The organism is Pseudanabaena sp. PCC 9330 (assembly GCF_055795045.1).
In genome coordinates this window covers 371738-395215 of sequence record NZ_JAYFES010000117.1, presented here as the reverse complement: position 1 = coordinate 395215, position 23478 = coordinate 371738, and the positions used below count along the sequence as shown (strand labels likewise).

20 protein-coding genes and 1 tRNA gene are annotated in these 23478 nt (G+C 56.7%); 12 read left to right on the top strand and 9 right to left on the bottom strand.

Annotated features, from left to right (window positions below; all coding sequences use genetic code 11):
- Positions 1-5: 5 nt before the first annotated feature.
- Positions 6-1955: an NACHT domain-containing protein gene (locus AC0QKW_RS23935; protein ID WP_473153619.1), complete on the bottom strand. Its 1950-nt coding sequence runs from the start codon at positions 1953-1955 to the stop codon at positions 6-8.
- A 101-nt stretch (positions 1956-2056) separates the two neighbouring features.
- On the bottom strand, positions 2057-2284 hold the full coding sequence (locus AC0QKW_RS23930) for a hypothetical protein (RefSeq protein ID WP_473153618.1): 228 nt from the start codon (positions 2282-2284) through the stop codon (positions 2057-2059).
- A gap of 62 nt (positions 2285-2346) precedes the next feature.
- Between AC0QKW_RS23930 and cobJ the strand changes: the two genes are divergently transcribed.
- From cobJ to AC0QKW_RS23905, 5 genes are all read left to right on the top strand, one after another.
- Complete coding sequence (gene cobJ / locus AC0QKW_RS23925; RefSeq protein ID WP_473153617.1) at positions 2347-4185, top strand: precorrin-3B C(17)-methyltransferase; 1839 nt, start codon at positions 2347-2349, stop codon at positions 4183-4185.
- A 113-nt stretch (positions 4186-4298) separates the two neighbouring features.
- Complete coding sequence (locus AC0QKW_RS23920) at positions 4299-5306, top strand: hypothetical protein (protein ID WP_473153616.1); 1008 nt, start codon at positions 4299-4301, stop codon at positions 5304-5306.
- Between the two features lie 334 nt (positions 5307-5640).
- The gene (locus AC0QKW_RS23915; protein WP_473153615.1) at positions 5641-6435 is read left to right on the top strand and encodes a transporter substrate-binding domain-containing protein; all 795 of its coding nucleotides are present in this window, start codon (positions 5641-5643) and stop codon (positions 6433-6435) included.
- A gap of 37 nt (positions 6436-6472) precedes the next feature.
- Positions 6473-7132 carry an amino acid ABC transporter permease gene (locus AC0QKW_RS23910; RefSeq protein WP_473153614.1) on the top strand — a complete coding sequence of 220 codons (660 nt, stop codon included), beginning with the start codon at positions 6473-6475 and terminating at the stop codon, positions 7130-7132.
- A complete protein-coding gene (locus AC0QKW_RS23905; RefSeq protein WP_473153613.1) occupies positions 7125-7847 on the top strand; it encodes an amino acid ABC transporter ATP-binding protein in 723 nt (240 codons plus the stop codon). Before AC0QKW_RS23910 ends, AC0QKW_RS23905 begins: the two co-directional genes overlap by 8 nt.
- A gap of 61 nt (positions 7848-7908) precedes the next feature.
- Here AC0QKW_RS23905 and AC0QKW_RS23900 read toward each other — a convergent pair whose 3' ends face one another.
- Positions 7909-8109 carry a hypothetical protein gene (locus AC0QKW_RS23900; RefSeq protein ID WP_473153612.1) on the bottom strand — a complete coding sequence of 67 codons (201 nt, stop codon included), beginning with the start codon at positions 8107-8109 and terminating at the stop codon, positions 7909-7911.
- A gap of 207 nt (positions 8110-8316) precedes the next feature.
- Here AC0QKW_RS23900 and AC0QKW_RS23895 point away from each other — a divergent pair, with 207 nt between their 5' ends.
- Entirely contained in the window at positions 8317-10710 is a 2394-nt protein-coding gene (locus AC0QKW_RS23895; protein WP_473153611.1) for an NACHT domain-containing protein, read from the top strand.
- Between the two features lie 114 nt (positions 10711-10824).
- On the opposite strand, the gene AC0QKW_RS23890 is transcribed toward AC0QKW_RS23895, so the two are convergent.
- Positions 10825-12297, bottom strand: coding sequence for a sensor domain-containing diguanylate cyclase (locus tag AC0QKW_RS23890; protein ID WP_473153610.1), 1473 nt, complete (start codon positions 12295-12297; stop codon positions 10825-10827).
- A gap of 262 nt (positions 12298-12559) precedes the next feature.
- On the opposite strand from AC0QKW_RS23890, the gene folP reads away from it, so the two are divergent.
- Positions 12560-13444 carry a dihydropteroate synthase gene (folP, locus tag AC0QKW_RS23885; RefSeq protein WP_473153609.1) on the top strand — a complete coding sequence of 295 codons (885 nt, stop codon included), beginning with the start codon at positions 12560-12562 and terminating at the stop codon, positions 13442-13444.
- Positions 13445-13525: 81 nt separating this feature from the next.
- Here the strand turns inward: folP and AC0QKW_RS23880 are convergent, their stop codons facing one another.
- Positions 13526-14578 (bottom strand): serine hydrolase domain-containing protein, encoded by a 1053-nt coding sequence (locus AC0QKW_RS23880; RefSeq protein ID WP_473153608.1) that lies wholly within the window; start codon positions 14576-14578, stop codon positions 13526-13528.
- A 234-nt stretch (positions 14579-14812) separates the two neighbouring features.
- On the opposite strand from AC0QKW_RS23880, the gene AC0QKW_RS23875 reads away from it, so the two are divergent.
- Positions 14813-14884, top strand: a tRNA-Val gene (locus AC0QKW_RS23875).
- A gap of 203 nt (positions 14885-15087) precedes the next feature.
- Here AC0QKW_RS23875 and AC0QKW_RS23870 read toward each other — a convergent pair.
- On the bottom strand, positions 15088-16995 hold the full coding sequence (locus tag AC0QKW_RS23870) for a putative bifunctional diguanylate cyclase/phosphodiesterase (protein ID WP_473153607.1): 1908 nt from the start codon (positions 16993-16995) through the stop codon (positions 15088-15090).
- A 342-nt stretch (positions 16996-17337) separates the two neighbouring features.
- Here AC0QKW_RS23870 and AC0QKW_RS23865 point away from each other — a divergent pair, with 342 nt between their 5' ends.
- Positions 17338-17544, top strand: a complete 207-nt coding sequence (locus AC0QKW_RS23865) for a hypothetical protein (RefSeq protein ID WP_473153606.1) — start codon at positions 17338-17340, stop codon at positions 17542-17544.
- A 245-nt stretch (positions 17545-17789) separates the two neighbouring features.
- On the top strand, positions 17790-19076 hold the full coding sequence (locus tag AC0QKW_RS23860; RefSeq protein WP_473153605.1) for an SGNH/GDSL hydrolase family protein: 1287 nt from the start codon (positions 17790-17792) through the stop codon (positions 19074-19076).
- 16 nt (positions 19077-19092) lie between these two features.
- Here the strand turns inward: AC0QKW_RS23860 and AC0QKW_RS23855 are convergent, their stop codons facing one another.
- Positions 19093-19995 (bottom strand): DMT family transporter, encoded by a 903-nt coding sequence (locus AC0QKW_RS23855; RefSeq protein ID WP_473153604.1) that lies wholly within the window; start codon positions 19993-19995, stop codon positions 19093-19095.
- Positions 19996-20254: 259 nt separating this feature from the next.
- On the opposite strand from AC0QKW_RS23855, the gene groES reads away from it, so the two are divergent.
- Entirely contained in the window at positions 20255-20566 is a 312-nt protein-coding gene (groES, locus tag AC0QKW_RS23850; RefSeq protein WP_190694526.1) for a co-chaperone GroES, read from the top strand.
- Between the two features lie 206 nt (positions 20567-20772).
- Positions 20773-22404, top strand: coding sequence for a chaperonin GroEL (gene groL, locus AC0QKW_RS23845; RefSeq protein ID WP_473153603.1), 1632 nt, complete (start codon positions 20773-20775; stop codon positions 22402-22404).
- Positions 22405-22592: 188 nt separating this feature from the next.
- Here the strand turns inward: groL and AC0QKW_RS23840 are convergent, their stop codons facing one another.
- Both AC0QKW_RS23840 and AC0QKW_RS23835 read right to left on the bottom strand, forming a co-directional pair.
- Entirely contained in the window at positions 22593-23228 is a 636-nt protein-coding gene (locus tag AC0QKW_RS23840) for a hypothetical protein (RefSeq protein WP_473153602.1), read from the bottom strand.
- A gap of 110 nt (positions 23229-23338) precedes the next feature.
- Positions 23339-23476 carry a DUF29 family protein gene (locus tag AC0QKW_RS23835; protein ID WP_473153601.1) on the bottom strand — a complete coding sequence of 46 codons (138 nt, stop codon included), beginning with the start codon at positions 23474-23476 and terminating at the stop codon, positions 23339-23341.
- Positions 23477-23478 lie beyond the last annotated feature (2 nt).

The following is a 23478-nucleotide window of genomic DNA, read 5'->3' as shown; positions in this document are numbered from 1 at the left end:
CTATCTCACTCCCTACCTCTCTCTAACGGCATGGCGGCGAAGTGCTCTTGCACCAGGCGGTGAATGAATCGATAGCGACCGCCGACTCGCTGCAACAGCAGGCGATCGGTGCAGTGGTTGAGAAAACGGGCATAGTTCCAGGGAATGGCGTTGGTGCGGTGGAGAACCAGGCGTAGGGAAAGGTGCTGAGTACAGGTATACCAACCAGCTACTCCGCCTCCTATCAGAAATGCGTAGGTAGTTCCTTCAACTAGAGCCTGAAGCAAATTAAACTCTACATTAGCTAAATTTAATGCACCATTTGCTATGGCATCAGAAAGCTGAATTCCCAAGACTAACAGAACAGTGGCCGGATAACTTAGAATGGAGATAGGAACTATATTTTTGGCAGATTTAATAATACCCTCGTTTGGAATTGTCTTGATGTCAATATCTACCTTTAGCCCAAGAGAAAGGCCCAAAATAAGCCCTACGACGCATCCAAAAAGCATTCCCCAAAACAGTCCGAAAATCAGTTCGCTAAGCAGTCCAGTTGAAACAGCTAACATTAGACCCAAAAGCAGTCCAAAAAACGATCCTAGAGACAGTCCAACAATAAATCCAGAAAATATTTTTAATAGAGTTTCTTTTTGGGAAGATTTTAGCAAAGAAAGATCGAAATTTTCCATGATGTTAATAGGCTTATCCCCGCCAATTAAGCCACCTAAAGATCCAAAAATCAATCCACCTATTGACCCACCAATTAGTCCGCCTAATGAACCGCCAATAAATCTGCCAAATAATCCACCTAGTACTCCAGTGACTAGTCCGAGAATAACTATGTAAGATGCTCTCTGCCTCCAATTCGCCAGCATCGCAGGCTGCATTTTTTCAATCAAAAATTCACCTTCTGATTGGGCCTGAAGCTGCCTCGCCAGCCACACCAGCCAGTGGCGGGTTTGCCGCGCCGTGGGCTGCTTCCCTGGCGGGTAGGCTTTACTGTTTACCGGCTCGTGCAGCCGCCGCCCAATGTAGGCATCCAGCAGGTAGTCCAGCCGTTCCTGGGTGGTCTGCAAACGGCTCCACTGGGCTGCATCCAGCTCGTCATTGGCCAAAATTGACACGCTCAGCAGCAGGGGGGTACGCACCAGTTCCATCAGGTCATCATCGTGCTGTAGGGTCTCCCACAGGTGCGTCATCTTCAGCGAGGCCAGGTAGTCTTTTAGCTGCTCGTCTGTCAGCGGGCTCAGGCAAATGGCTCCATTCAGGTCGAGCTTGGCGGCGTAGAGTTCGTATTCTTCTAACCGGCTGCACACCAGCAGGCGGGATGCCCCGGTGTCGCTTTGCAGCCAGGTGTTGATGCCCTGCACTGCCGGTTCCTGGCGGGCGGGGGGCAGCTCATCCAGGCCATCTAGCAGGGGCAGCAGCTTTTTTTCGTTCAGCCAGGTTTGTCCCAGCTTTTGCGACAGGCCATACTTCAGCTTTAGTTCGTTTAGCAGCCAGTCGGCAAAGCTCTGCTTGGGGTTTTGCCACGACGACAGGTTTACCATCACAGGGATAGGTTCCTCTGGGTCGCCATTGGCCCGCTGTACCAGGGCGGCCGCCAAGTCCAGCATGGTGGTAGTTTTGCCTGCGCCGGGGTTGCCCAGCACCAGCAGCTTGCCGCCCACATCGCGGCGGTCAAACACCTCGGCAATGGGGGTGCCGGGGGCCAGGGTTTTGGCCTTTTGGTCGGCGGTGCGCAGTTCGCTATCCCAGGGGCGGCTCACCTGGCTGCGCTGCTCGGCCATATCCAGACGAATCAAAATCGCATTGTGCAGCGACTGGCGCAGGCGATCGTCTACCTCCGTCCACACCGAGTTGATCAGCGTTTTTTCGTTGCGGTCGGTGCGGGTGGGGGCAGGCTGAGTGTCTGGCATGCCGTAATAGTTGACGGTGAGCGACTGATCGATGGAGTTGCCATCCCCAGACACCACATTGGAACCCTCCACTGACTGGCCAATGTCGATGGCGCGGTTGCCGGTGCTGGGTGTTTCCCTGGGTGGCCCCTCCAGGCTGGGCGGCGGGTCTGGAGGGGCTAGCGAGGGCTGAGGGTTGCCTCCAGGGCGGTTTTCAGAGCATCTAACCCTGGGCCGATGCTCTCTAGCCAGGTGAACAGCTCCGGCACCCGCTGGCCACGGGGAGCCTGGGCGGGGGAAATATTGCCCGGCGGCGGGTTGAGGCTAAACAAAACCTGATTGAACTGAGCGTCGGGGAGATTGAGCAGGAATTGGTAAAGTTCGGTGCGGGTTTGGGGAACGGTCATAGCAACGCTAGGCGGGGCAGGCCCCTAAAATATAGCCTTGACCCATTCTTTGAGGTTCATCTTTGTCATCTTTTGCCGCGATCGCCCTTACCCCCGCCGGGCTCAGCTCTCTCCTTCCCCTAGCCACCGGCCTCCCCATCGAGCTGTGGGTTCCCTCTAGTCTGGTGGCTGAGGCAGCAGCCTGGAATGGGTCGGTGCGGGTGTGCGATCGCCCCCTCAAAGACACGCTCGCCGACCTGTGGACAACCCACGACGGCCTGGTCTTTGCCCTGGCCACCGGGGCGGTGGTGCGGCTGATTGCGCCCTTGCTGACCGATAAAGCCAGCGATCCCGCCGTGGTGGTAGTCAGCGAAACGGGGGATCAGGTGATTAGCCTCTGCGGCGGTCACCAGGGCGGCGGGGATGACCTGACCCGCCAGATTGCCCACCTGCTGGGGGCAAACCCAGTAATTACGGGATCCGCCGCCGCCCTGGGGCTGCCGGGGGTGGACGTGCTGGGGGTGCCCTTTGGCTGGACGAAGGGCAGCGGCGACTGGACGGGAGTGAGCGCGGCGGTGGCCCACGGCAAACCCGTAGAGGTCTTGCAGGATGCGGGCACCACTCTCTGGCAAGACCACCTGCCCGACCGGCATCCCTTTGTGTTTGAGCCCGCCGATGCTCCGGCGGCGCGGCTGTGGATTAGCCCCATTCAGCGGCAGTTTGCCCCAGACAGCGCTCTGGCCAAGGCCCAGTGGCATCCAAGAGTGCTCTGGGTGGGCATCGGCTGCGAGCGGGGTACGCCCCAGGCGGTGATCGAGGCCGCGATCGCGCGGGTGTGCCGAGCTGGCCATCTGGCCGAGGGGGCGATCGCCGGTATTGCCAGCCTCGACCTCAAAGCCGACGAGGTGGGCCTGGTGGATCTCTGTGCCGAACGCAGCTGGCCCCTGCGCTGCTTTACCGCCGCAGACCTCAAAGCCATCCCCGTTCCCAATCCATCGGCAATCGTTGAACAGGCGGTGCAGACCCCCAGCGTAGCGGAGGCAGCGGCGATCTTGGCGGCGGGGGGTGAGCTGCGGGTGGCCAAGCAGGTGGTGCGGGTAGAAGGGCAGCCGGGAGCGGTGACGGTAGCGATCGCCCAAGCCGAGCGCGAATACATTCCCCACCCCGGCCACCTGGCGCTGGTGGGCACTGGCCCTGGCGACCTGAGTCAGATTACCCCGGCGGCGAAGGCAGCCATTTCCCAGGCGGATGTGGTGATCGGCTACGGCCTCTATATTGAGCAAATTCGCCCCCTGTGCCGACCGGGGCAGATTGTGGAACCCTGGCCCATTACCCAAGAGCGCCAGCGGGCCGATCGCGCCATTGACCTGGCCCGCTGGGGGCTGAGCGTGGCGGTGGTGTCGTCGGGCGACTGCGGCATCTACGGTATGGCGGGGCTGGTACTAGAGCAGCTCCAGCAGAGCGGGTGGGATGGAGCAACCCCCTCGGTGGAAGTGTTCCCCGGCATTTCGGCGCTCCAGGCGGCGGCGGCGCGGGTGGGGGCACCGCTGATGCACGATTTCTGTGCCATCAGCCTCAGCGACTTGCTCACCCCCTGGGAGGTAATTCTTAAGCGGCTGGAGGCCGCTGCCGCTGCCGACTTTGTGGTGGCGCTGTACAACCCTAAGTCAAAGACCCGCACCGAGCAGATTGCCACGGCCCACGGCATTTTCATGGCCCACCGTTCCCCCGAAACCCCGGTGGCAGTAGTGAAATCGGTCTATCGCCCCGATGAAACCATTCACCGCACCACTCTGGGGGAGCTGCTGGCAGCCCCCATCGACATGCTGACGGTGGTGCTGATCGGCAACCAGAGCACCCAGCGCCAAGGCCCCTGGCTGATCACCCCCCGAGGCTACAACGGCAATATCGGCAAGCTCTAAGGGGCTGATGACTTCCAGAGCTGGCTGGTACCCCAGCGGAATTCTCAACTAGGATAGGGACACCATCGGCCCAAGGTTTCTTACTTTTCTCTCGGCGGCGGGAGGCTTTGCCCATGACTGACGATGCTGTGTCTGGCGTGTTGCCGACTTCAGAGGTGGTTGAGACCCTGCTCAAGGGTCTCAACGCCTACGATCGCCTCTACGGTCTGCCCAACCATGTTGACCAAGTGCAGGGCATTTTAGGAACGCTGCTGCGGCTTTCCCAGAGCGATCGCCCGGCGGCGGCAATCGACCAGGCGGTGCAGCAAGTCTTGGCTGGGCTCAGCCTCGAGACGATTCGCGATGCCATCGTCGATCGCGCCAGTAGCGCCCTGGCCAAGGAAGCTCACCGATGGCAACAGCACCTGGAGCAAGAGGCCCAGACTATAGTAGCGGCCTACCTAGACCGCTACGGCGACGGCCCTGGGCCAACGCTCAACTCTGAGCTGCTGGGCACCGTGGCGACTGCCGTACTGCCGTTGCTAGGGCGCGATCGCCCCACCACCCAGTCCGAGGCTCTGGGCCTGATCAGTCGCCTGGTGCAGACCTTAACGGCAGAGATGACAGCGGTTGATCGCGATCGGCCCCAGGAGGCGATCGCAGCGGCCCTCAGCCCAGACTATGGGGTTTTAGCCGAAAAGCTGGCCACTAGCCTAAGCCAAAAACCCATGGAGACGGCGGTGGCCGAAACCGTGGTGGCCTACGTTGAGCAATTTGCTCCCAGCCTCACGAATATTGGCTCAGACCTGATCTCCCAGGCGCTCAGCGCCGTGCTCAAAAACCAGGTTGACTTTGGCCTCGATGTCGATCTGGCCATGGTCGATAGCGACCTGCTGATTCAGCAGGTGAGTTTTCAGCTCAACATTCTAAAAGCGTCGCCGCCTGTGTCTAAGTCGGCCCAGGCGATCGCCGCCGAAGTGAGCGCGGCAGTCAAAGCCCTCCAAGCCCACCCCGATCGACCCAAACCCGCAGACGCCACCGACCGAGTAGACCACCCCGACGGCACATCCAGCTCCTGGACCTCGACCCGACCGCCCAGAGATGCCTCAGCATCGGAAGACTTTTGGCAAAGCCATTCCTAGGGCTAAATCTGGGCATGCTCGGCAGGCGAGTCGGCAGTTGTTGAATGGCCAGCCCCCTTGCACCTTACGGAGCGGTAGTGATGGGGCTCACCAGCGAACGGCGGTGGAAAAACAGATTGCGGCCCAGAGGGGCGATCGCAACCCAGTGCGTTGGATAACCTCAAAACGCAACTTAGCAAAACGGTAATGTTGGTCACTACCGGTAAACATTTTTCTCTGCAAGCTGTTTAGGGATGTTGCGGCCCTCTAGTCAAAGCGCTCTGGGCTGGCCTAAAGTAGCTCTCTCGGGCATTCATCGAGACCCAGAGGCAAGCTCTATAGTGAGGAAAGATTGATGAATCGACGTTGGTTTTTGGCGTCTACTGCGGCGGTGGCCTTGGCTACCGTAGGCCTAACCACCGCCTGTGGTGGCGGCCAATCTGCAGGCGGTGACGCTGAAGGGGGCACCCTAACCATGGCCACCTCCGCCGACTACCCCCCCTACGAATTTGTCGAAACCGCTGGCGGCACCGAGGAGATTGTTGGCTTTGACGTCGATATTGCCCGCCACATCGCCACCGAGCTAGGCTACGAGCTAGAGATCACCAACATCGACTTCAACGGTCTGATTCCGGCCCTCCAGGCCAACCGAGCCGACTTTGTGATGGCGGGCATGACCCCCACCGAAGAGCGCAAACAAAACGTCGATTTTTCAGACATCTACTACGACGCCAAACAGGTGATCGTGTTTCCGGTGAGTGTGGCGATCACCTCCCCCGCCGACTTGAGCGGCAAAACCGTGGCAGTGCAGCTGGGCTCCATTCAAGAAGAGCTGGGCAAAGAACTGGCCGAAACCACCCCCGACATGCAGCTGTCGCCCCTCAACCGCATCAACGAAATCGTGCAGGAGCTGAAGACGGGGCGCATTGATGCCGCCATTATTGAAGACACCGTAGCGGCAGGCTTTTTGGCCAACAATCCCGATCTAGCCATGGTAGAAATCCCTGAAGAGGGCGAGGCGGGGTCTGCCGTTGCCTTCCCCAAGGGCTCGGAGCTGACCCCCGAGTTTAACCGGGTGCTGGCCGAAATGCAGGCCAGCGGCCTGATGGAGGAGCTGATTGTGAAGTGGTTTGGCGACGGGGCTGAATAGTTGAGGCCCATGCACTTAACCCAATGAACCTAGCCCGATGAACCTAGACTTCGGCCAGATTATTCCGTCGCTGCCCTTCATCTTGAAGGGCATTGTCGTCACCCTCCAGTTCACCCTACTGTCGGCCCTGTTTGGGTTTACCCTGGGCACCCTGCTGTCGCTGCTGAAAATCTCCAGCATTAAGCCGCTGCGGTGGTTTGCAGAGTTTTACACCTCGATTTTTCGGGGTACACCGCTGATTTTGCAGCTGGCGTTGGTGTACTTTGCCACGCCGCAGCTGATTGGCTACAAGATCTCGCCCATTGAGGCGGGGGTGTTTACCTTTGCCCTCAACTCGGCGGCCTACAGCTCCGAGACCATTCGGGCGGGCATTATGGCAGTAGACAAGGGCCAGCGGGAGGCGGCGATGTCGTTGGGGGTGGCCTATAAGCCGATGATGCTCGACATCATTTTGCCCCAGGCGTTTAAGAACATTCTGCCTGCCCTGGTGAATGAGAGCATTGCGCTGCTGAAAGATTCGGCCCTGGTGTCTACCATTGGGGTGCTGGATTTGATGCGGCGCGCCCAGGTGGTGGCGGGGCAGACCTTTCTCTACTTTGAGCCGCTGATCGTGGTGGGGGTGATCTACTACGTGATGGTGATGGGCCTGACCCAGGCCGCCAATGTCTTGGAACGGAGGATGCGCCGCAGTGATTAGAATCGAGCATTTGGTCAAATCGTTTGGGCCGCTGGAGGTGTTGAAGGACATTTCCACCGAAGTGGGCAGCGGCGAGGTGGTGGCGATTATCGGCCCCTCGGGGTCGGGCAAATCGACCCTGCTGCGCTGCATTAACCTGCTAGAAAGTCCTACGGCGGGGCACATTTTTGTCGATGGCATCGACATCACGTCGCCCAAGTGCGACATCCTCAAGGTGCGGCAGAACGTAGGCATGGTGTTTCAGCATTTCAACCTGTTTCCGCATAAGACGGTGATGGGCAACCTCACCTACGCGCCGATGAAGGTAAAGGGCCTCTCGAAGGCGGACGCCAGCAAGATTTCTCTGGATCTGCTGGCCAAGGTGGGGCTGTCGGAAAAGGCTGACCAGTACCCCTCGCGGCTGTCGGGGGGGCAAAAGCAGCGGGTGGCGATCGCCCGCGCCCTGGCCATGGAGCCTGACGTGATGCTGTTTGACGAACCCACCAGCGCCCTCGACCCCGAAATGGTGAAGGAGGTGCTGGAGGTGATGAAGGCCCTGGTAGAGACGGGCATTACCATGTGCATCGTCACCCACGAGATGGGCTTTGCCCGCGAGGTAGCCGATCGCGTGCTGTTTCTCGATGGCGGCTACCTGGTGGAGGATGCGCCGCCGGATGTGTTCTTTAGCAGCCCGAAGAGCGATCGCGCCCAGCAGTTTTTGGAGAAGGTGTTGTAGGGGGAACGTTAGCACGTTGGCCTGTTGGCGCGTTTTTGGGTTGTGCTTTTTAGCGCAGAGCCTATTCATGGGGTTTACCGGTACCGAGGAGGCCGACGAGGGCAGTGGTGCCGGTGATCCAGAGGGCGATCGCGCTGTTGAATAAGCGGTTTTGCTGCTCGGTGAGGGTGGGCTGGCTGGCCAGGTGCAGCGCCGTACCCCCAGAGCCCAGGGTGAGCGCGAGGACGGAGGCGAGAATGAGATTGGAACTTGGTTTTTTCATGGGTTTAATGCCTTGCGTGAATCGATGTATTCACTGTCGCAAGGGCAGTTTGGAGTTTTCTCCCTGATGTTGGCTGACCTGGGCTGACTTAGCCTGACCTAACTCCAGTCGTGAGCTAAAGACTGAATTCATCCCAGGAAACGCCCTGAGCCCTTCTCTATGGGATGGGTTAACCTGGCAGTACCGAAATTCTTGTCCGGTGTGTCTATGCAGCCGTTGCCTGCCGACTTTTTAGCCACCTTTGCCAAACGATACGATCTCTCGCCCGAGCAAACCGAGGCTTTGATCAAACGGTTAGGGGATAAAGACAACGAGCAGGCTGATGCTGAGGCGCTACACATCAGCGTTAATGCATTGCGTAACCGCATGACTGGTGTCTACACCAAGTTCAGCATTAGTAGCGGAGGGCCGGGGAAGCTCCGCAAGCTCCACGACCTTTTGCTGGACGAGTATCGCAAAACTACACCGGCCGAGTTTGCAACTACAGAAGCCGAAACAGATATAGATGCCCTGGTGCAGACCATCCGCGCCCAGGTATATGACGATATACAAACCCGCTGCGGCACTATGCGGGTGCTGGATATGGAGCAGCCCATTGGCCTGGGCGACGTCTACACCAGCGTCAACATTCTCGAAAAGCTCTCTGGCAGGCGACGGCTGGGCCTGGATGAGCTGCTGCAAGACTGCGACCCAGAAAACTTTGATCGCTTTTTGCTGGGCCAAGTGCGCCACGAACGGGTGCCCGGTTTGCAAGCGGTTGAAGAACACAGCCAACTGATGATTTTGGGCAAGCCAGGGGCGGGCAAAACCACCTTTATGAAGCGGCTGGCCATTCTCTGCAACCAGGGCGAATTTCAGCCTCAGCGGGTGCCGGTGTTTGTCACGCTGAAGGACTATGCCGAGGCCGAAGGAAAACCTAATCTGCAAGCCTACATTCAGCGCCAGTGGAATGTCTGCGGCGTGGAAGGGGCAGATGCGCTTTCGACAGTATTGAACAGCGGCAAAGCCCTGGTGCTGCTGGATGGCTTGGATGAGGTGTACGAAACAGACCACGACCGAGTGCTGCAAGATATTAAAACCTTTGCCCACCAGTTTAGAAATTGCCAGTGCGTGATCACCTGCCGCATTGCCGCCAGTGAATACACCTTTGAGCAATTTACCGAGGTGGAGGTAGCCGACTTTGACCAAGAGCAAATAGCAGAGTTTGCTACCAAATGGTTCGCGGTTAAAAACGACCCCAAAAAGGCTGGAACCTTTATTCAGCGACTAGAGGATAACGAACCGATTCAAGAACTGGCGACCAACCCGCTGCTGCTGACGCTGCTGTGTCTGGTGTTTGGCGAGGCGGCAGACTTTCCGGCGAACCGGACAGAGTTATACAAGGAGGGACTGGACGTGCTGTTGAAAAAGTGGGATGGCAAACGCAACATTGAGCGCGACCAGGTTTATAAAAAGCTCTCCCTCAAGCGCAAGGAAGATCTGCTAAGTCAGCTTGCCTTTGAAACCTATGAACGGGGGGATTATTTCTTTAAACAGGCTACCATAGAGCAGCATATTATCCGCTATATTCGCAACCTACCGGGGGCTAACGAGGATGAAGAAGCCCTACAGTTGGACAGTGAAGCGGTGCTGAAATCCATCGAGGCTCAGCATGGCTTACTTGTAGAACGGGCTAGGGGAATTTACTCGTTTTCGCACCTCACGTTTCAGGAATACTTGACGGCACAGCAAATCACTAGCCCCACTGAAAACCTGCATCTAAAGCTACAAAATCTGGCCATTTGCATAACTGAACAACGCTACCGAGAAGTTATTTTGCTTGCGGTAGAGATGCTGCCCGAGGCCGACATGCTGTTGCTCTTAATAAAGCAGAATATTGACTCACTGATGCAGGATGATGCGACAGAGAAGCCAAAATTTCTCCAAGACTTTTTAGCTTGGCTACAGCAAAAAGCGACCTCAGTTAATACTCCCTGCAAACCTGCTGCCATCCGTGCTTTTTACTACGATCTGGCACTAGGCCTTGATCGCACCCTCTTCCTTAGTAGTCATGGTGTTCTCTACCTAGACTTCGCTCTTGACAGTGATATAGCCCGCAACCTAGACTTCGCTATCGACAGCGACCCTGAATTAGTCCTCGACCGCAACCTTGCCCTTGCCTGTAATCTAGCTTTATCAAGCAGACTCAGCGGCAAGAGTGATCCTATTCAGCAAATTGAGCATAGTCTCACTCTTGCCGAGAAAATGGCCGAAAATCTTCCTGAAATAAAGCTTGAGATTCAGAATTTTAAAATCAAGTTGATAGACCTTAAAAATTTGAAAGATCACAAGAAATGGCGTTTGCCTGACACCGAGATCTGGGCTGAAGAAATCAGGGATTTCATAATAGAAAATCGTGACATTGGCTACTGTTGGCAGTTTAGCCCGACCCAAGCCAAAAAGCTGCGACAGTACTGCGATGCTAATCAACTCTTGGTCGATTGCCTCAACAGCGATTGCTACGTCACCAAAGCCACCCGGCAATACATCGAAGACACCCTACTGCTGCCCCTCAGCGAAATAGAGAAATATCCAGTCCCCGATGCCATAGCCAACCTGTAGCGGCAAAGACCTTGGAGGTTTCTCAAACCTCCGAGGTCTGACAGCCTTCTGCATACAAAAATAGGGCGATCGCTGGGTAGACATTTACGACATTTTGGTGACGCGATCGCCCCCCTAGGGAGAGGAAATATATTCAACTCGGTTGCGGCCATTTTCCTTAGCCTGATACAGCGCCCTGTCCGCCCGCTTAATCACATCCTCAATGGATTCAGGGCGGTGATATTGGCTCACCCCCATACTGACCGTGATATAGATCTCATCGGCAACGGGAAACTTTCCCAGGGTTTCCTGAAGTCGTGCCCCAAGGCGCATCGCCTCTTGCCAACAGCTAAAGGGCAGCAGCACAATAAATTCTTCACCTCCCCAGCGAGCGATCGCATCCGTTGTGCGGGCCGATTTTCGCAGCACACTGGCAAAGTCTTGCAGCACGCGATCGCCCACATCATGACCATGGCGATCGTTGATCGCTTTGAAATGATCAAGGTCGATTAACATCACCGACAGCGGCTGCTCATACCGATCGGCCTCCTCCAGCCTGGCGGCGGCAATCTCAAGGAATTTGCGGCGGTTCATCAAGTCCGTGAGCGGATCGGTAATGGCCAGCTGTTCCATGCGCTGGACCAGGCGCTGACTGCGGTAAAACTCCCGCAGGCCCAGCCCCGTGATGACGATCAGCATGCCATTGCCCAGCAGATAAATTAGACATTTCGATCGCCATTCCCGCAGGGCCTCCTGGGTGGAAATGCCCACCACCATGAGAAAAGGCAGGTCCGCCACGCGACGAAATGACCAGACTCGATCTTCGCTATCGAGGGGCGATCGCGCTCTCAGGCTTTTTGTCCTAGGGGCATCGGGCCGACTCATGGCATCCGACTCGGGACGTCTGACCACCTGCCCCAACTCAGAGGACAATCCTGGCGTGCGGGCCAACAGCTGGTGTTTAAAATCAAAGACGCTCACGACCATCCCCGGCCTGGTCTCCAGGCGATTGAGCCACTCTTGAAAGATCGCAAGATCGAGGCCGATGAGCCCAAATCCAGCGACGGATTGATCGTCACGCAGCACTGGATAAGACATGGTGATGTTCATCTTATTTTCTACAGAGATGAACATATTGCTGACCTTGTAGGTCGCGATCGGTTCTTCAAACACCAGATCGCAGTATTCGCGATAGCTCAAATCAAAGCCAAGGTTAAACCCAATGGAGGTGTGAGTCACCACACAATCTCGGTTAAACAAGCCCAAAAACAGCGTTTGTGGATACAGTTTGGCCTGACGAATAATCTGCTGAGTCCGCAGGGCGTGCTGGTCGGTATCCACCGCAGGGTAGACCAGCTCAGCCGGATCAACCCCCGTGGTGAGCTCAAGCAGCAAGTGGCGAGGCGTAGAGAAGGCGGCGTCCACCCATTCCGACACCAGATAGCTGGTGATTTCGGCCTCGGTGGTGATGGCTTGCAGAGTGTTTTGGTATGAGAAGAATAGCTCTAGGCCACTGATCGCCAGAATGACCAACACCGTACCAAGAGCCAGAAGGGTGGCCCGACTGGTGGCGGATTGAGGTGGGAGGCGGTCAATCAGTTTAGCCACATTTTTTAGTCCTTACGGAGGTAGTAGGCCAAAACCCTGAGAGCAGGTTATCTATTCCAGCGAGAACCCTGATGGGATGGGCCTTAACCTCGCCCGATCTAAGCAGCCCGCCCCAGGGTTCGCGATAGCGGCAAGCAACTCAGTCCCCCGATTCGAGGCCTCTGCCGCCAACAATACCCCGTCCCCAAGGCCATACCATCATCCCCTCAAACAGTCCCCACCATTTCCGCTAAGCTAGGCAGAGATCTACTGGATTGCCCCTATGTCTGTGCTTACCGCCCCCTCTCCTTGGAAGATTCGCGATCGCACCTTTGTCTGGGGCAGCCGCACCTATCTGATGGGAGTGCTCAACGTCACCCCCGACAGCTTTAGCGATGGTGGCCAGTTCAACACAGTCGAGCGCGCCCTGGCCCAGGCGCGGCACCTAGTACACCACGGCACCGATATTCTAGACATTGGCGGCCAGTCGACCCGCCCTGGGGCCGAGTCGATCACTCGCACTGAAGAGCTAGAGCGGGTGATTCCGGTGATTGAGGCGATTCGGCGAAATGACGACGATAGTTTGGCCCAGGCAATTATCTCGGTAGATACGACTCGGTCGTCGGTGGCGCGGGCGGCGGTGAGGGCCGGGGCCGACATTGTCAACGACATCTCGGCGGGCACCTACGACAAGGGCATGCTCTCGACGGTGGCCGACCTGGGCGTGCCAATCATGATTATGCACCTGCGGGGCACCCCGATCACCATGCAGCAGCGCACCGACTATCACGATTTGATTGGCGAAATCTACGAATTTTTGCAGCACCAGATCGAAGCGGCGATCGCCGTCGGCGTCAAACCCAGCAAAATTGCCGTTGACCCCGGCCTGGGCTTTGCCAAAACCTCTGCCCAGAGCCTAGAACTGCTGCAACAGCTCAGTCGGTTTCGCGAATTGGGGTCGCCACTGCTGGTCGGCCCGTCGCGCAAAAGCTTTATCGGCTGGATACTCGACCAGCCCGACCCCCAGCAGCGGGTATGGGGCACGGCAGCGGCCTGCTGTGCGGCGATCGCCGGCGGAGCCGATATCCTCCGCGTCCACGACGGGGCCGAGATGCACGACGTCTGCCGCGTGGCCGATGCGGTGTGGCGCAAGCAGGCAAAACTGTAGCGGGGGGTGGGTTTGATGCTCAGAGAGGGGGCCGGGGGCTGGCGAGTTCACAGCGCTATCTTGCCCGCTCGCAGTTACGCGTCAGGCGGCGGCCAGCACACGAGCCACGGCATAGGCCACATCGACCCCCACATTGTCGCCTTCTCGGTTAGTCGCAGCAGCGATGGTGGTGGGGCGACCCGCCAGCCCTGAGAAGTGAAAGGCCGCGATCGAATAGCCTGGCCCACCCCCGTTGTGGCCTGTCACTCGCCCATAGGGTGAGTCAGTATCCACAAACAATCCCAGCCCGCAGCCCAGATTCATAAGCGGTGGGTGCGACCCCAAGCGGTACACCGGCTCAGCCATCTGCTCAACCAGCGCCAGGTCAAGAATTTCCCCCGAGATCAGGGCATCCATCATCGTGGCCAGTTCTGCCGCTGTAGACACCACTACCCCATGGGCAACCCAGCCGGGATGGTAGCGCTGCGACATATCCTCAAGTTGGTCACCAAACATCGAGCTATAGCCTGGGGTCAAGCCCGTAACCTCATCTAAGGAGGTAGCGACAAAGGTATGCTTCAACCCCAGAGGTGTAAAAAACAGCTCGTCTAAGTTGTCTTGCATAGAGTTTCCTGTGGTGTTCTCGAGCAGCCTTTTGAGCGCCAGATAGCCAATGTTTGAGTACGACCAGCCTTGACCTGGGTCAAACAACAGTCCGCGAGTGCGGGCGACCTCAAAAAATGCCTCCGGCGACCAGGGAGCACCAGGCGTCGTTTTGACGGCGTCGTGGTAGGTCGGTAGACCACCGTAGTCGGGCAAGCCGCTGGTGTGGCTAAGAATCTGGCGCAGGGTAATAGGCCTCTGCACGGGGAAGTTGGGCCAGTAGTCTTGAATGGGTGCATCTAGACTGAGACACCCGGCGCTGGCTTGCCCCATTACCGCCGCTGCGATCAGCGTTTTGGTCACGCTGTAGATATAAAAGCTAGCGTCAGCAGGGAGGGGAATTTTCTGATGCCGATCTTGATGGCCTATGCCTAGGGCCAGCAAAGGCTCATCGGCGATACAGATGGCGATCGCCGCCCCCGGCATCTGGGCTTGGGCCAGGGTTTTCTCAACCGCTGCCTCAAGAGCGGCCTGATTATTTGAATCCATCATTAAATCTCAATATCTTTACAGATGGCTCGAAGGATTTGCCACAGCTAGAGATTGGCAGCGTCGCGATCGCTGAGTTTGCTCTAGGCCATCGAGACAGCCCAAGACAACAGCCTGAGTATAAATACTTATTTTTGTTTTCGGGCCAGTTCTATGCGATCGATCGGGCAGATAGGCTTTGAGAATGGTTAGAGAGTTGACTTGAAAACCCCTTATACCCTAGGATTAAAGACTAACGGGCGATTAGCACAGTGGTAGCGCGCTTCCTTCACACGGAAGAGGTCACTGGTTCGAAACCAGTATCGCCCATACAGACAAAATTCTTAGGCTTACCGACTCAAAGACCCTAAAGGTCTACAAGTTATCAGCTTTTTAGGGAAAGGGTATGGCTGGCCGTAATGGCTTAACTCAGTAGCCAATCAGACTACGGTGAGTCAGGGGCGTGCAAAATAGCCTCTGAGGCAGACATCCCCACCCCCGTTTCTTCCCTACCCCATTACCCCACCCCTCTCTCACTGGGGCGACAGACAAATCCCTTCTTTAATTAGGGCCGTCAACGCTTGGGCTGTCATCGGCCTTGAAAACAGGTATCCCTGGCCATACTGATAGTTGAGGCCGAGCATCAGATCGCGCTGGTCAGTCTGCTCAATGCCCTCGGCCACTAGGCTAAAGCTGATGCCCTCAGCCAAGTTGGCGATCGCCCGGCAAATGGCCATCTTCTCCAGACTTTGGGCACTGGTAGGAATAAAGTAGCGATCGACTTTGACCTCATCAAAACGAAACTGTAGCAGCTGGGCTAGCCCCGACTGCCCGGTGCCAAAGTCATCGACCTTGAGCCGCAGCGACATGTCTCTCAGACCCTGCAAACTCTTCAGGTAGCGCTCCAGGTTGCTGTAGATGCCCCGCTCCGTAATTTCAATGCCGAAGTGGTTGCTGGCAATGCCTGCCCCGGCGACCCGCTGCATGATGCGGTCTAAGAAGTCGTCGTCCTCAAGTTCTAGGGGGCTGATGTTGATGGAAAGGGCGAATTGAGGGGCTATATCCTGCCACTGGCTCAGTTGTTCTAGGGCATGGCAAAGCACCCAATCGCTAATCCGGTGGACTAAGCCCGTAGCCTCGGCCACAGGAATAAACTCCGAGGGCGATACCCGACCCAGCCGTGCCGAATCCCACCGGATGAGAGCTTCGGCTCCGACAATGGCTCCAGTTTCCATATGGCAGATAGGCTGGTAGGCCAGAGAAAACTCTGCCTCACTGCTGCGCTGATCGAGGTAGGCTTCGAGGGTAATTTGGCGCAGTCGCCGCTGGGCCAAGTCGCAGTTCCAAAGCTGGATGTGGTGCTCAGGCGCGTTGGAGCAGCGATTGCGCTTAGCCTCTCGCATGGCGGTCTCGGCAGCCTGGAGCAGCCGATTGATCGGGGTATCCTCCTCAAAAGCGTCGATGGTGCCCCTAGAGACACCAATAGAAGCTCCCACACTGGCCCCTTCGGTTTCAATGGCCAAAATATCTTTGAGGACGCTGGCGGCAATCGCCGCCGGGGTCAGGCATGACTCGGATGAGTCAGGGGCAGGCAGCAGCAGCAAAAACTCGTCGCCGCCATTTCGCACCGCAATGCCGTTGTAGGTTTGGGCGTGGTCTTGCAGCACCGCCGCTACTGCTTTGAGCAGTTTGTCGCCCAGCAGGTGACCCCGCTGATCGTTAATTAGCTTAAAGCGATCGAGGTCAATAAACAGACAGACATCCCAGGTCTCTAGATCCATCTCCAGCACCCGGCGGTTGTAGAGGCCCGTGAGCGGGTCGTGGATCACACCGCTGACCTCGGTGAAGGTCATGTAGAGCAGGTCTGGGGCAATGGGGGTGACCAGGGTCATGTACCAGCCCGAAATTTCACCCTTGTACTGGTATTCGAGGCGCTGGGGTTTCCCCGATGTCAGTGCCTCAAAGTAGAGATCGATCAGGGGCACCTGGTAGGGGTAGACCTGCTGGCGGTGGACGGGCATTTTTTCGCAGAGGCGATCGCCCGGTTTGATCAAGTTTTTGGTGATGGCGGCAGCGGCAGGGTTGAGCTTCAGCAGGGTCAAGTCGTCACCACTGCGCTCGCAGAGCATCTTACCCGTCAGCGCTTGATCCCAGGTAGCCTCTAGCAGATGAAAGGTTTCGCCCAGGTAGCGCAGCCGACTTTGGCTGCGCAACAGCACCACCACCGCCGCCCACGACACCCCGGCAGTCACCCAATGCCAGGGGGTGCTGTGCAGGTGCATGGCGCTGAGGGTGTGACCGACACCGCAGCTAAAGACAAACACAGTCAGCACCAGCAGGTTGAGCCAGATGTCGCGTTTGGCGGTCAACAGCAGCGGCAATAGCGTCAGGGGAATGATGAAATACGCCGCCGCGATCGCGCCGTTGGCAGCAGTTTCCATGCTTAACTCTCCCCCAAAATCATAATCCTCTACTCCATCAGCCTAGGGGCTGAAAGGGGCTATGGGGGCAGAAACGTCCAATTGTTAACCACGGGTAGAGAGACCCTCTCCAAGATAGTATTGATTGCTAAAGTTAAATTTAATGGATCCTGACGAGGGCAGTTCAGTAAACCTTCGCTGGCGCTAAGTGCAACGCTCTATTGCGAAGCACAACAAACCTTATCGCGCGGTAAAGCTTCAGCCCCAGAGGTGGCCGTTACCCAGATGCTCAAGGACAATGAAGGCAAGCCTGGCCCGGCATTTTTGCCTTGAGGGCCACAGTCACCTAAAAGGATACGCACCATGACAACTCCCCGAGACGTACTTGAGCACCTAAAGCACATCGACGAGGCCGATACGGTGCAGGGAGCTGAGTACCGTGAAGAAGCCCAAGAAGTCTTAGCCGATGAGACAATCAGCCTGAGAATGCGCAAGGCGATCGCCGATCGCCTCAACCGAGCCAACCACGACCTGGCCCTGCACACCGTCGCCCCCGAAGAAAGTTACTAACCCTCGGCTAATCAACCACCCCAGACGGTTCCTAAATCATCTATTAGAATGCAGCCCGCCGAGCGATCACTAACGAGTGGCCTCTCGGCGGGCTAACTTTTTGTCGCTAGAGGCGCTTGAAAGGGAGGCGCTGGTAAATATACAGCTTGCCTGTGCTCTGCATGTTTAATATATGTGTCTGTTGCTTGTGTTCTCACTATTGTCTCTCTCAAGATTGAGCATGTCTTTATGAGCCCCCAGAAGCCATGACCATTGCTTTGCTAGGCGATAGTTTGCTCGATACTGGAAATCTAACCAATATCTTGGCTCCCTTTGGCATCGTTCCATTTCCTGATCTTCCCTTTTTTGATCCTCCCTATACCGGGGGCAAAGCGTCCAATAGCCTCGTGCTTGGCGAAGCCGTGCTGGCTCAGTTAGATATCGATCCCACCTCATTAGCGCTTGGTGTTAGGCTGCCCACCGCTCTGCCTACGCTCAACCCCCTAACACAAAATATTAACTACGCTGTTGCTGGCGCTACGACGGGAGTATTTGGCTCAGCAGGCAATGGTTTAGAGATGTTTCCCGTGGGCGTACAATCTCAAATTGCGTTGTTTACACAAGATCTGGCCTCTATCGGAATTCCTGAGGCTAAGGCCGCGAAGCCAGACATTATTTTTAGTGCGGGCAGCAACGATGTATTCGAGGCGTTAGTTGACATAAATAGTTTTGCTAGCATGCTTTTGACACCTAGCCAAGACGACGACAACGCTCTAAAAAACGATCTGGCTACACAGGTAGTAGGGAATATATATGCTGCAATTGCCAGCCTTGAGAATCATGTAGATGACATCGTTATTTTTGGCTTGTCAAAACTAGGAGATTCACCCTTTTCTATTCAAGTAGATAGCGCAGTTGATGCGCTGCTGCCGGGTGACTACGCGGGCCAAACGCGAGAGTTTTTAACTAGTGTGGCCGCCGAGGTTAATGCTCGATTGATTGCCACCTACGATAGTCCCGATCCGAGATGCAATAACTTTTTGTTTGATGATGTCACCCAGACCATGGGCGACAAGGCGGGCCAAGCGATTAATGCTCTAGAAGGCTTCTCTGCTCGGGCTATAGATTACGGCTCTACTTTATTGTCAGAGACTAGGTTTTCAACGACGTTCGATGATTTGCTGGGCAGCAATATCTTTGGTGGAGCCAATCAATCTCTGGTTGGCTTCTTAGATGATATTGATGATTATTTGAAAGGCCAGCAAGGTGGCTACGACCCGATCAAAAACGTCATGGTAATCGATGGAATCGATGTTTTTGAAAGGGGTGAAGCGGCTTGGGAAGAGTCGGTGATTGGCGCAGGGCTAACTCTAGTTAAGGAAGTTTCTTATCTAGATTACTTAACTCGACCCACAGGTTTGTCAGGCAACTTAGATTCACGATCTTTTGCGTTTACCGATGGCTCCCATCCTACGTCGAATCTCAATCAGTTTATCGCTACCCAGATAGCACCTCAAATTCAAGCCGAGTTTCCTGAGTTTGGCCTGGGTTGAGAGTGGAGCGAGAGACTTAAGTTTTGGGCTGACTGAACACCACATTTACCCCCAGCAAAATGAGCCCCATACTCGCCACCATCGCTGCCGTCAGCGGCTCTCGAAAAAACAGCCAGGCCAGCCCCGCCACAAAGATCGGTACCAGACTATAGACCACGCTAGCCGTACGGGTGGGGCCAACTTGCTGAATGCTGAGGTTAAACAGCAGGTAGGCCACCCCCGAGGCGGCGACCCCCATGTAGGCGATCGCAATCCACGACGCCCCAGACAGCGATCCTAACTGCCCCCACCAGCGCTCTAGAGAAGCTAAGACCAGCAGCTGCCCCACCCCCGCCACCGCAGCATAAAAGGTAATCGTCAACCCCGAGTAGCACTGGCTCAGCTGCTTGATGATCAGCGAATACACCACCCAGCACAGCACGGCACAGAGCATCAGCCCGTCGCCCCGGTTTAGCTCTAGGGTGAGCAGAGTGGTAATGTTGCCCCGCGTCAGCAGAGTCAGCACCCCCAGCAGGGCCAGCACAATGCCGCCGTACTGGCGGCGAGTCAGTCGTTCGCCAATAAACAGAGCCGCCATAATGCCTGTCAGCACCGGGTTAAAGGCGTTGATAATGGCGGTGTTAGCGGTGGCGGTGTAGCGCAGGCTGAGAAAGAAAAAATAGTGGTATCCCACCACCCCAAACAGACCCAGCAGCGCCATGGCTCCCCAGTGGTCGCGGGCGACAGTGAGAGATTTGCTGGGGCGATCGCTGCGGTAAATCAGCAGGCCCAGCACCCCCAGGGCGATCGCGTAGCGCAGTAGGGTGGTGGTCAACGGCCCCAGCTCCACGGTGGTGTATTTGCCCGCTATAAAGCTGCCAGCAAACAAAAAGCTGGTAAGCACGGGCAGCAACACCTTGAGATTTGCAAAAGCAGTCATCGCACCCCTCCAAACAATTCGCCCTCCATCTTGACCCGTAAGTCACACTTCCCCCATCTCCCCCACTTCCTACCCCCTCACTCTCCCCAGTTCGGGAACCCGTACAAGGGCGTTCATTGCGATCGCCCCCCGTTCCGCCGTAGATTAGCACTCGGAGCTTGCGAGTGCTAAGCTCCGAAAACCTGTGTAATGCGTCTGAGTGGGGCCGAGTGCAATTCCCCCAGGCGCTGTCTTAATAGCAAACCCGGAGAAGCATTGTATGGCAGCTATCACTTTGGCGGCATCTAGCGTAAAGCCCCTAGCTGATCGAGTTTTGATTAAAGTAAGTGCGTCCGAAGAGACCACTGCTGGCGGCATTCTGCTTCCTGACACCGCCAAGGAAAAGCCTCAGGTGGGCGAAATCACCGCCGTAGGCCCTGGTAAAACCGACGACAAAGGCACCCGTCAAGCCCTGGAAGTCAAAATTGGCGACAAGGTGCTCTACTCCAAGTACGCCGGCACCGACATTAAGCTGGGCGGCGACGAGTTTGTGCTGCTGTCTGAAAAAGACATCCTCGCCGTACTCGGCTAAATCAATTTTGAATTTGGGATGTTGTGCGGGTGCTCTCTAGGCAATCCGTAGGGTGGACAGTGGCCACCATCAGCCATACCAGGTTTTGTTGGGTTCCGCTAACGCTTCACCCAACCTACTAAGCTGAACTCCTAAATTCTGACTCTTAAATTCCCTTCACGTTTTCACATTCCCCTCTCGTCTTCTTTTCGGAGAATATTGAATTTATGGCTAAGCGCATTGTTTACAACGAAAACGCCCGTCGCGCCCTCGAAAGGGGCATGGACATTCTGACTGAGGCTGTGGCCGTCACCCTCGGCCCCAAAGGCCGCAACGTGGTGCTCGAAAAGAAATTTGGTGCCCCCCAAATCGTCAATGACGGCGTCACCATCGCCAAAGAAATCGAACTCGAAGACAACATCGAGAACACTGGTGTGGCCCTGATTCGTCAGGCGGCTTCTAAAACCAACGACGCCGCTGGCGACGGTACCACCACCGCTACCGTGCTGGCCCATGCGATCGTTAAAGAGGGCATGCGCAACGTGGCTGCCGGCGCCAACGCCATCTCCCTCAAGCGCGGCATCGACAAAGCCACCGCTTACCTGGTCGAGAAAATTGCTGAGCACGCCCGCCCCGTTGGCGACTCCAAGTCGATCGCTCAGGTGGGTTCCATCTCAGCCGGTAACGACGAAGAAGTGGGCGCGATGATCGCCGAAGCCATGGAGAAAGTGGGCCGCGAAGGCGTCATCTCCCTGGAAGAAGGCAAGTCGATGACCACCGAACTGGAGGTCACCGAGGGCATGCGCTTTGACAAGGGCTATGTCTCTCCCTACTTCGTCACCGACACCGAGCGCATGGAAGCGGTGCTCGACGAGCCCTACATCTTGATCACCGACAAGAAAATTGCCCTGGTGCAGGATCTGGTGCCCGTGCTGGAGCAAGTCGCCCGCTCTGGCCGTCCCCTGATCATCATCGCTGAAGACATTGAGAAAGAGGCCCTGGCTACCCTGGTGGTCAACCGTCTGCGCGGTGTGCTGAATGTGGCCGCCGTTAAGGCTCCTGGGTTTGGCGATCGCCGCAAAGCCATGCTCGAAGACATCGCCGTACTGACCGGCGGTCAGGTGATCTCTGAAGACACCGGCCTCAAGCTCGACAACACCAAGCTCGACATGCTGGGTCAGGCCCGCCGCCTCACCATCACCAAAGACACCACCACCATCGTCGCCGAAGGCAACGAGAAGGATGTCAAGGCCCGTTGTGAGCAGATTCGTCGCCAGATCGACGAAACCGAGTCGACCTACGACAAGGAGAAGCTGCAAGAGCGCCTGGCTAAGCTCTCCGGCGGTGTGGCCGTGATCAAGGTCGGTGCCGCCACCGAAACCGAGATGAAAGATCGCAAGCTGCGCCTCGAAGACGCCATCAACGCCACCAAGGCTGCGGTTGAAGAGGGCATCGTCCCCGGCGGCGGTACCACCCTGGCCCACCTGGTGCCCGACCTCACCACCTGGCTAGAGGCTAACCTGACTGGCGAAGAGCACACTGGCGCTGCGATCGTCGCCCGCGCCCTGGCTGCGCCTCTGATGCGCATTGCTCAGAATGCCGGTCAAAACGGTGCGGTGATCGCCGAGCGCGTCAAAGAAAAAGATTTCAACGTCGGCTACAACGCCGCCAACGGTGAATTCGTTGACATGTTTGACGCTGGTATTGTTGACCCCGCCAAGGTGACCCGCTCTGCCCTGCAGAACGCGGCCTCCATCGCTGGTATGGTGCTGACCACCGAGTGCATCGTGGTCGACCTGCCCGAACCTAAAGAAGGCGCTCCCGCTGGCGCTGGCATGGGCGGCGACTTCGACTACTAAGTCAGGTCTAGTCCACAGGATGCATTGGCGAAGCAATGCATCCGCCTTGATCCCCAAAGCTGTAGGGTGGGCAGTGCCCACCATGCTTGATTAGCAAAAAAGCCGTCCTGAGTCAGGGCGGCTTTTTTGTGGCTATTTCAAGCGCTCTATTACTCTATGGGCGTTGACGGAGCCTGTTAACGCACGATCTAGCGGAAATTACACACGATTCCAGCCCACAGATAATCGACGGTGGCATCGGGTTCAGCGGAGCTGAGAATGCCAAATAGGTCGCCCGTGGAAAATTCTGTACCGAGGGAACTTTCCATCACCTCAACGGTATAGGCAGATTCTAATTCACTGCGGGTAGAGCCGATGCCTACCCCGGCCATGGTGGTCAGGGTGGCATCGGCATCGGGGCTGACTGACCAGCCGATAAACTCACCGCTAGCCGCGTGCAGCACCAGACCTTTAGGCCACTGGGTAATGGTCTGCGGGCCAGAGCCACATTCGTCGTTGTCGCCCGATTCTAGAGGCTCGCCCAAAATGCTGGTGACGGCATCGGCCACCAGGGCCATCTCGGTGCCAAAGGCAACCGGTACGGTAGAGCCGGTCTGATCGCCCACCAGCTGAAGCCCTTCGCCCGAGAGAGCTAAGAGCGATTCGGTGTCTTCAAGCTGGTCGTCGGGGGCGGGGTCGATGACGGCGGGGTCAACGGCACCGCCCATGGGGTCTGTGCCGTTGGCCTCGGGGGCCGTTGGGGTACGGGTACAGGCGGCTGTCGTCAGCAGCAGAGTTAGCCCCAGGGGTAGCAATGCAGAAAAACGAAACGCTGGTTTAACCATGGGCATAATAAAGTTGTTTCCGATACCAAGACTGATGCATTCAGCCTACGGCAAATTTTGGGTTATGAATGGACGGCCTGAAATCTGAGAGCCAAACTGCCCTGATGCAGCTAACCTTCAGGCAGCCAATCTTCTGTCAATACCAGATCTAGCGAATATTGACAGGTTTCTGGAAACACCGAAATCTCTAGATTGGTTTGGGTGACGGCCTGGCGGCGGACGCGGCGATAGCTATCTTCGTTATCCACAG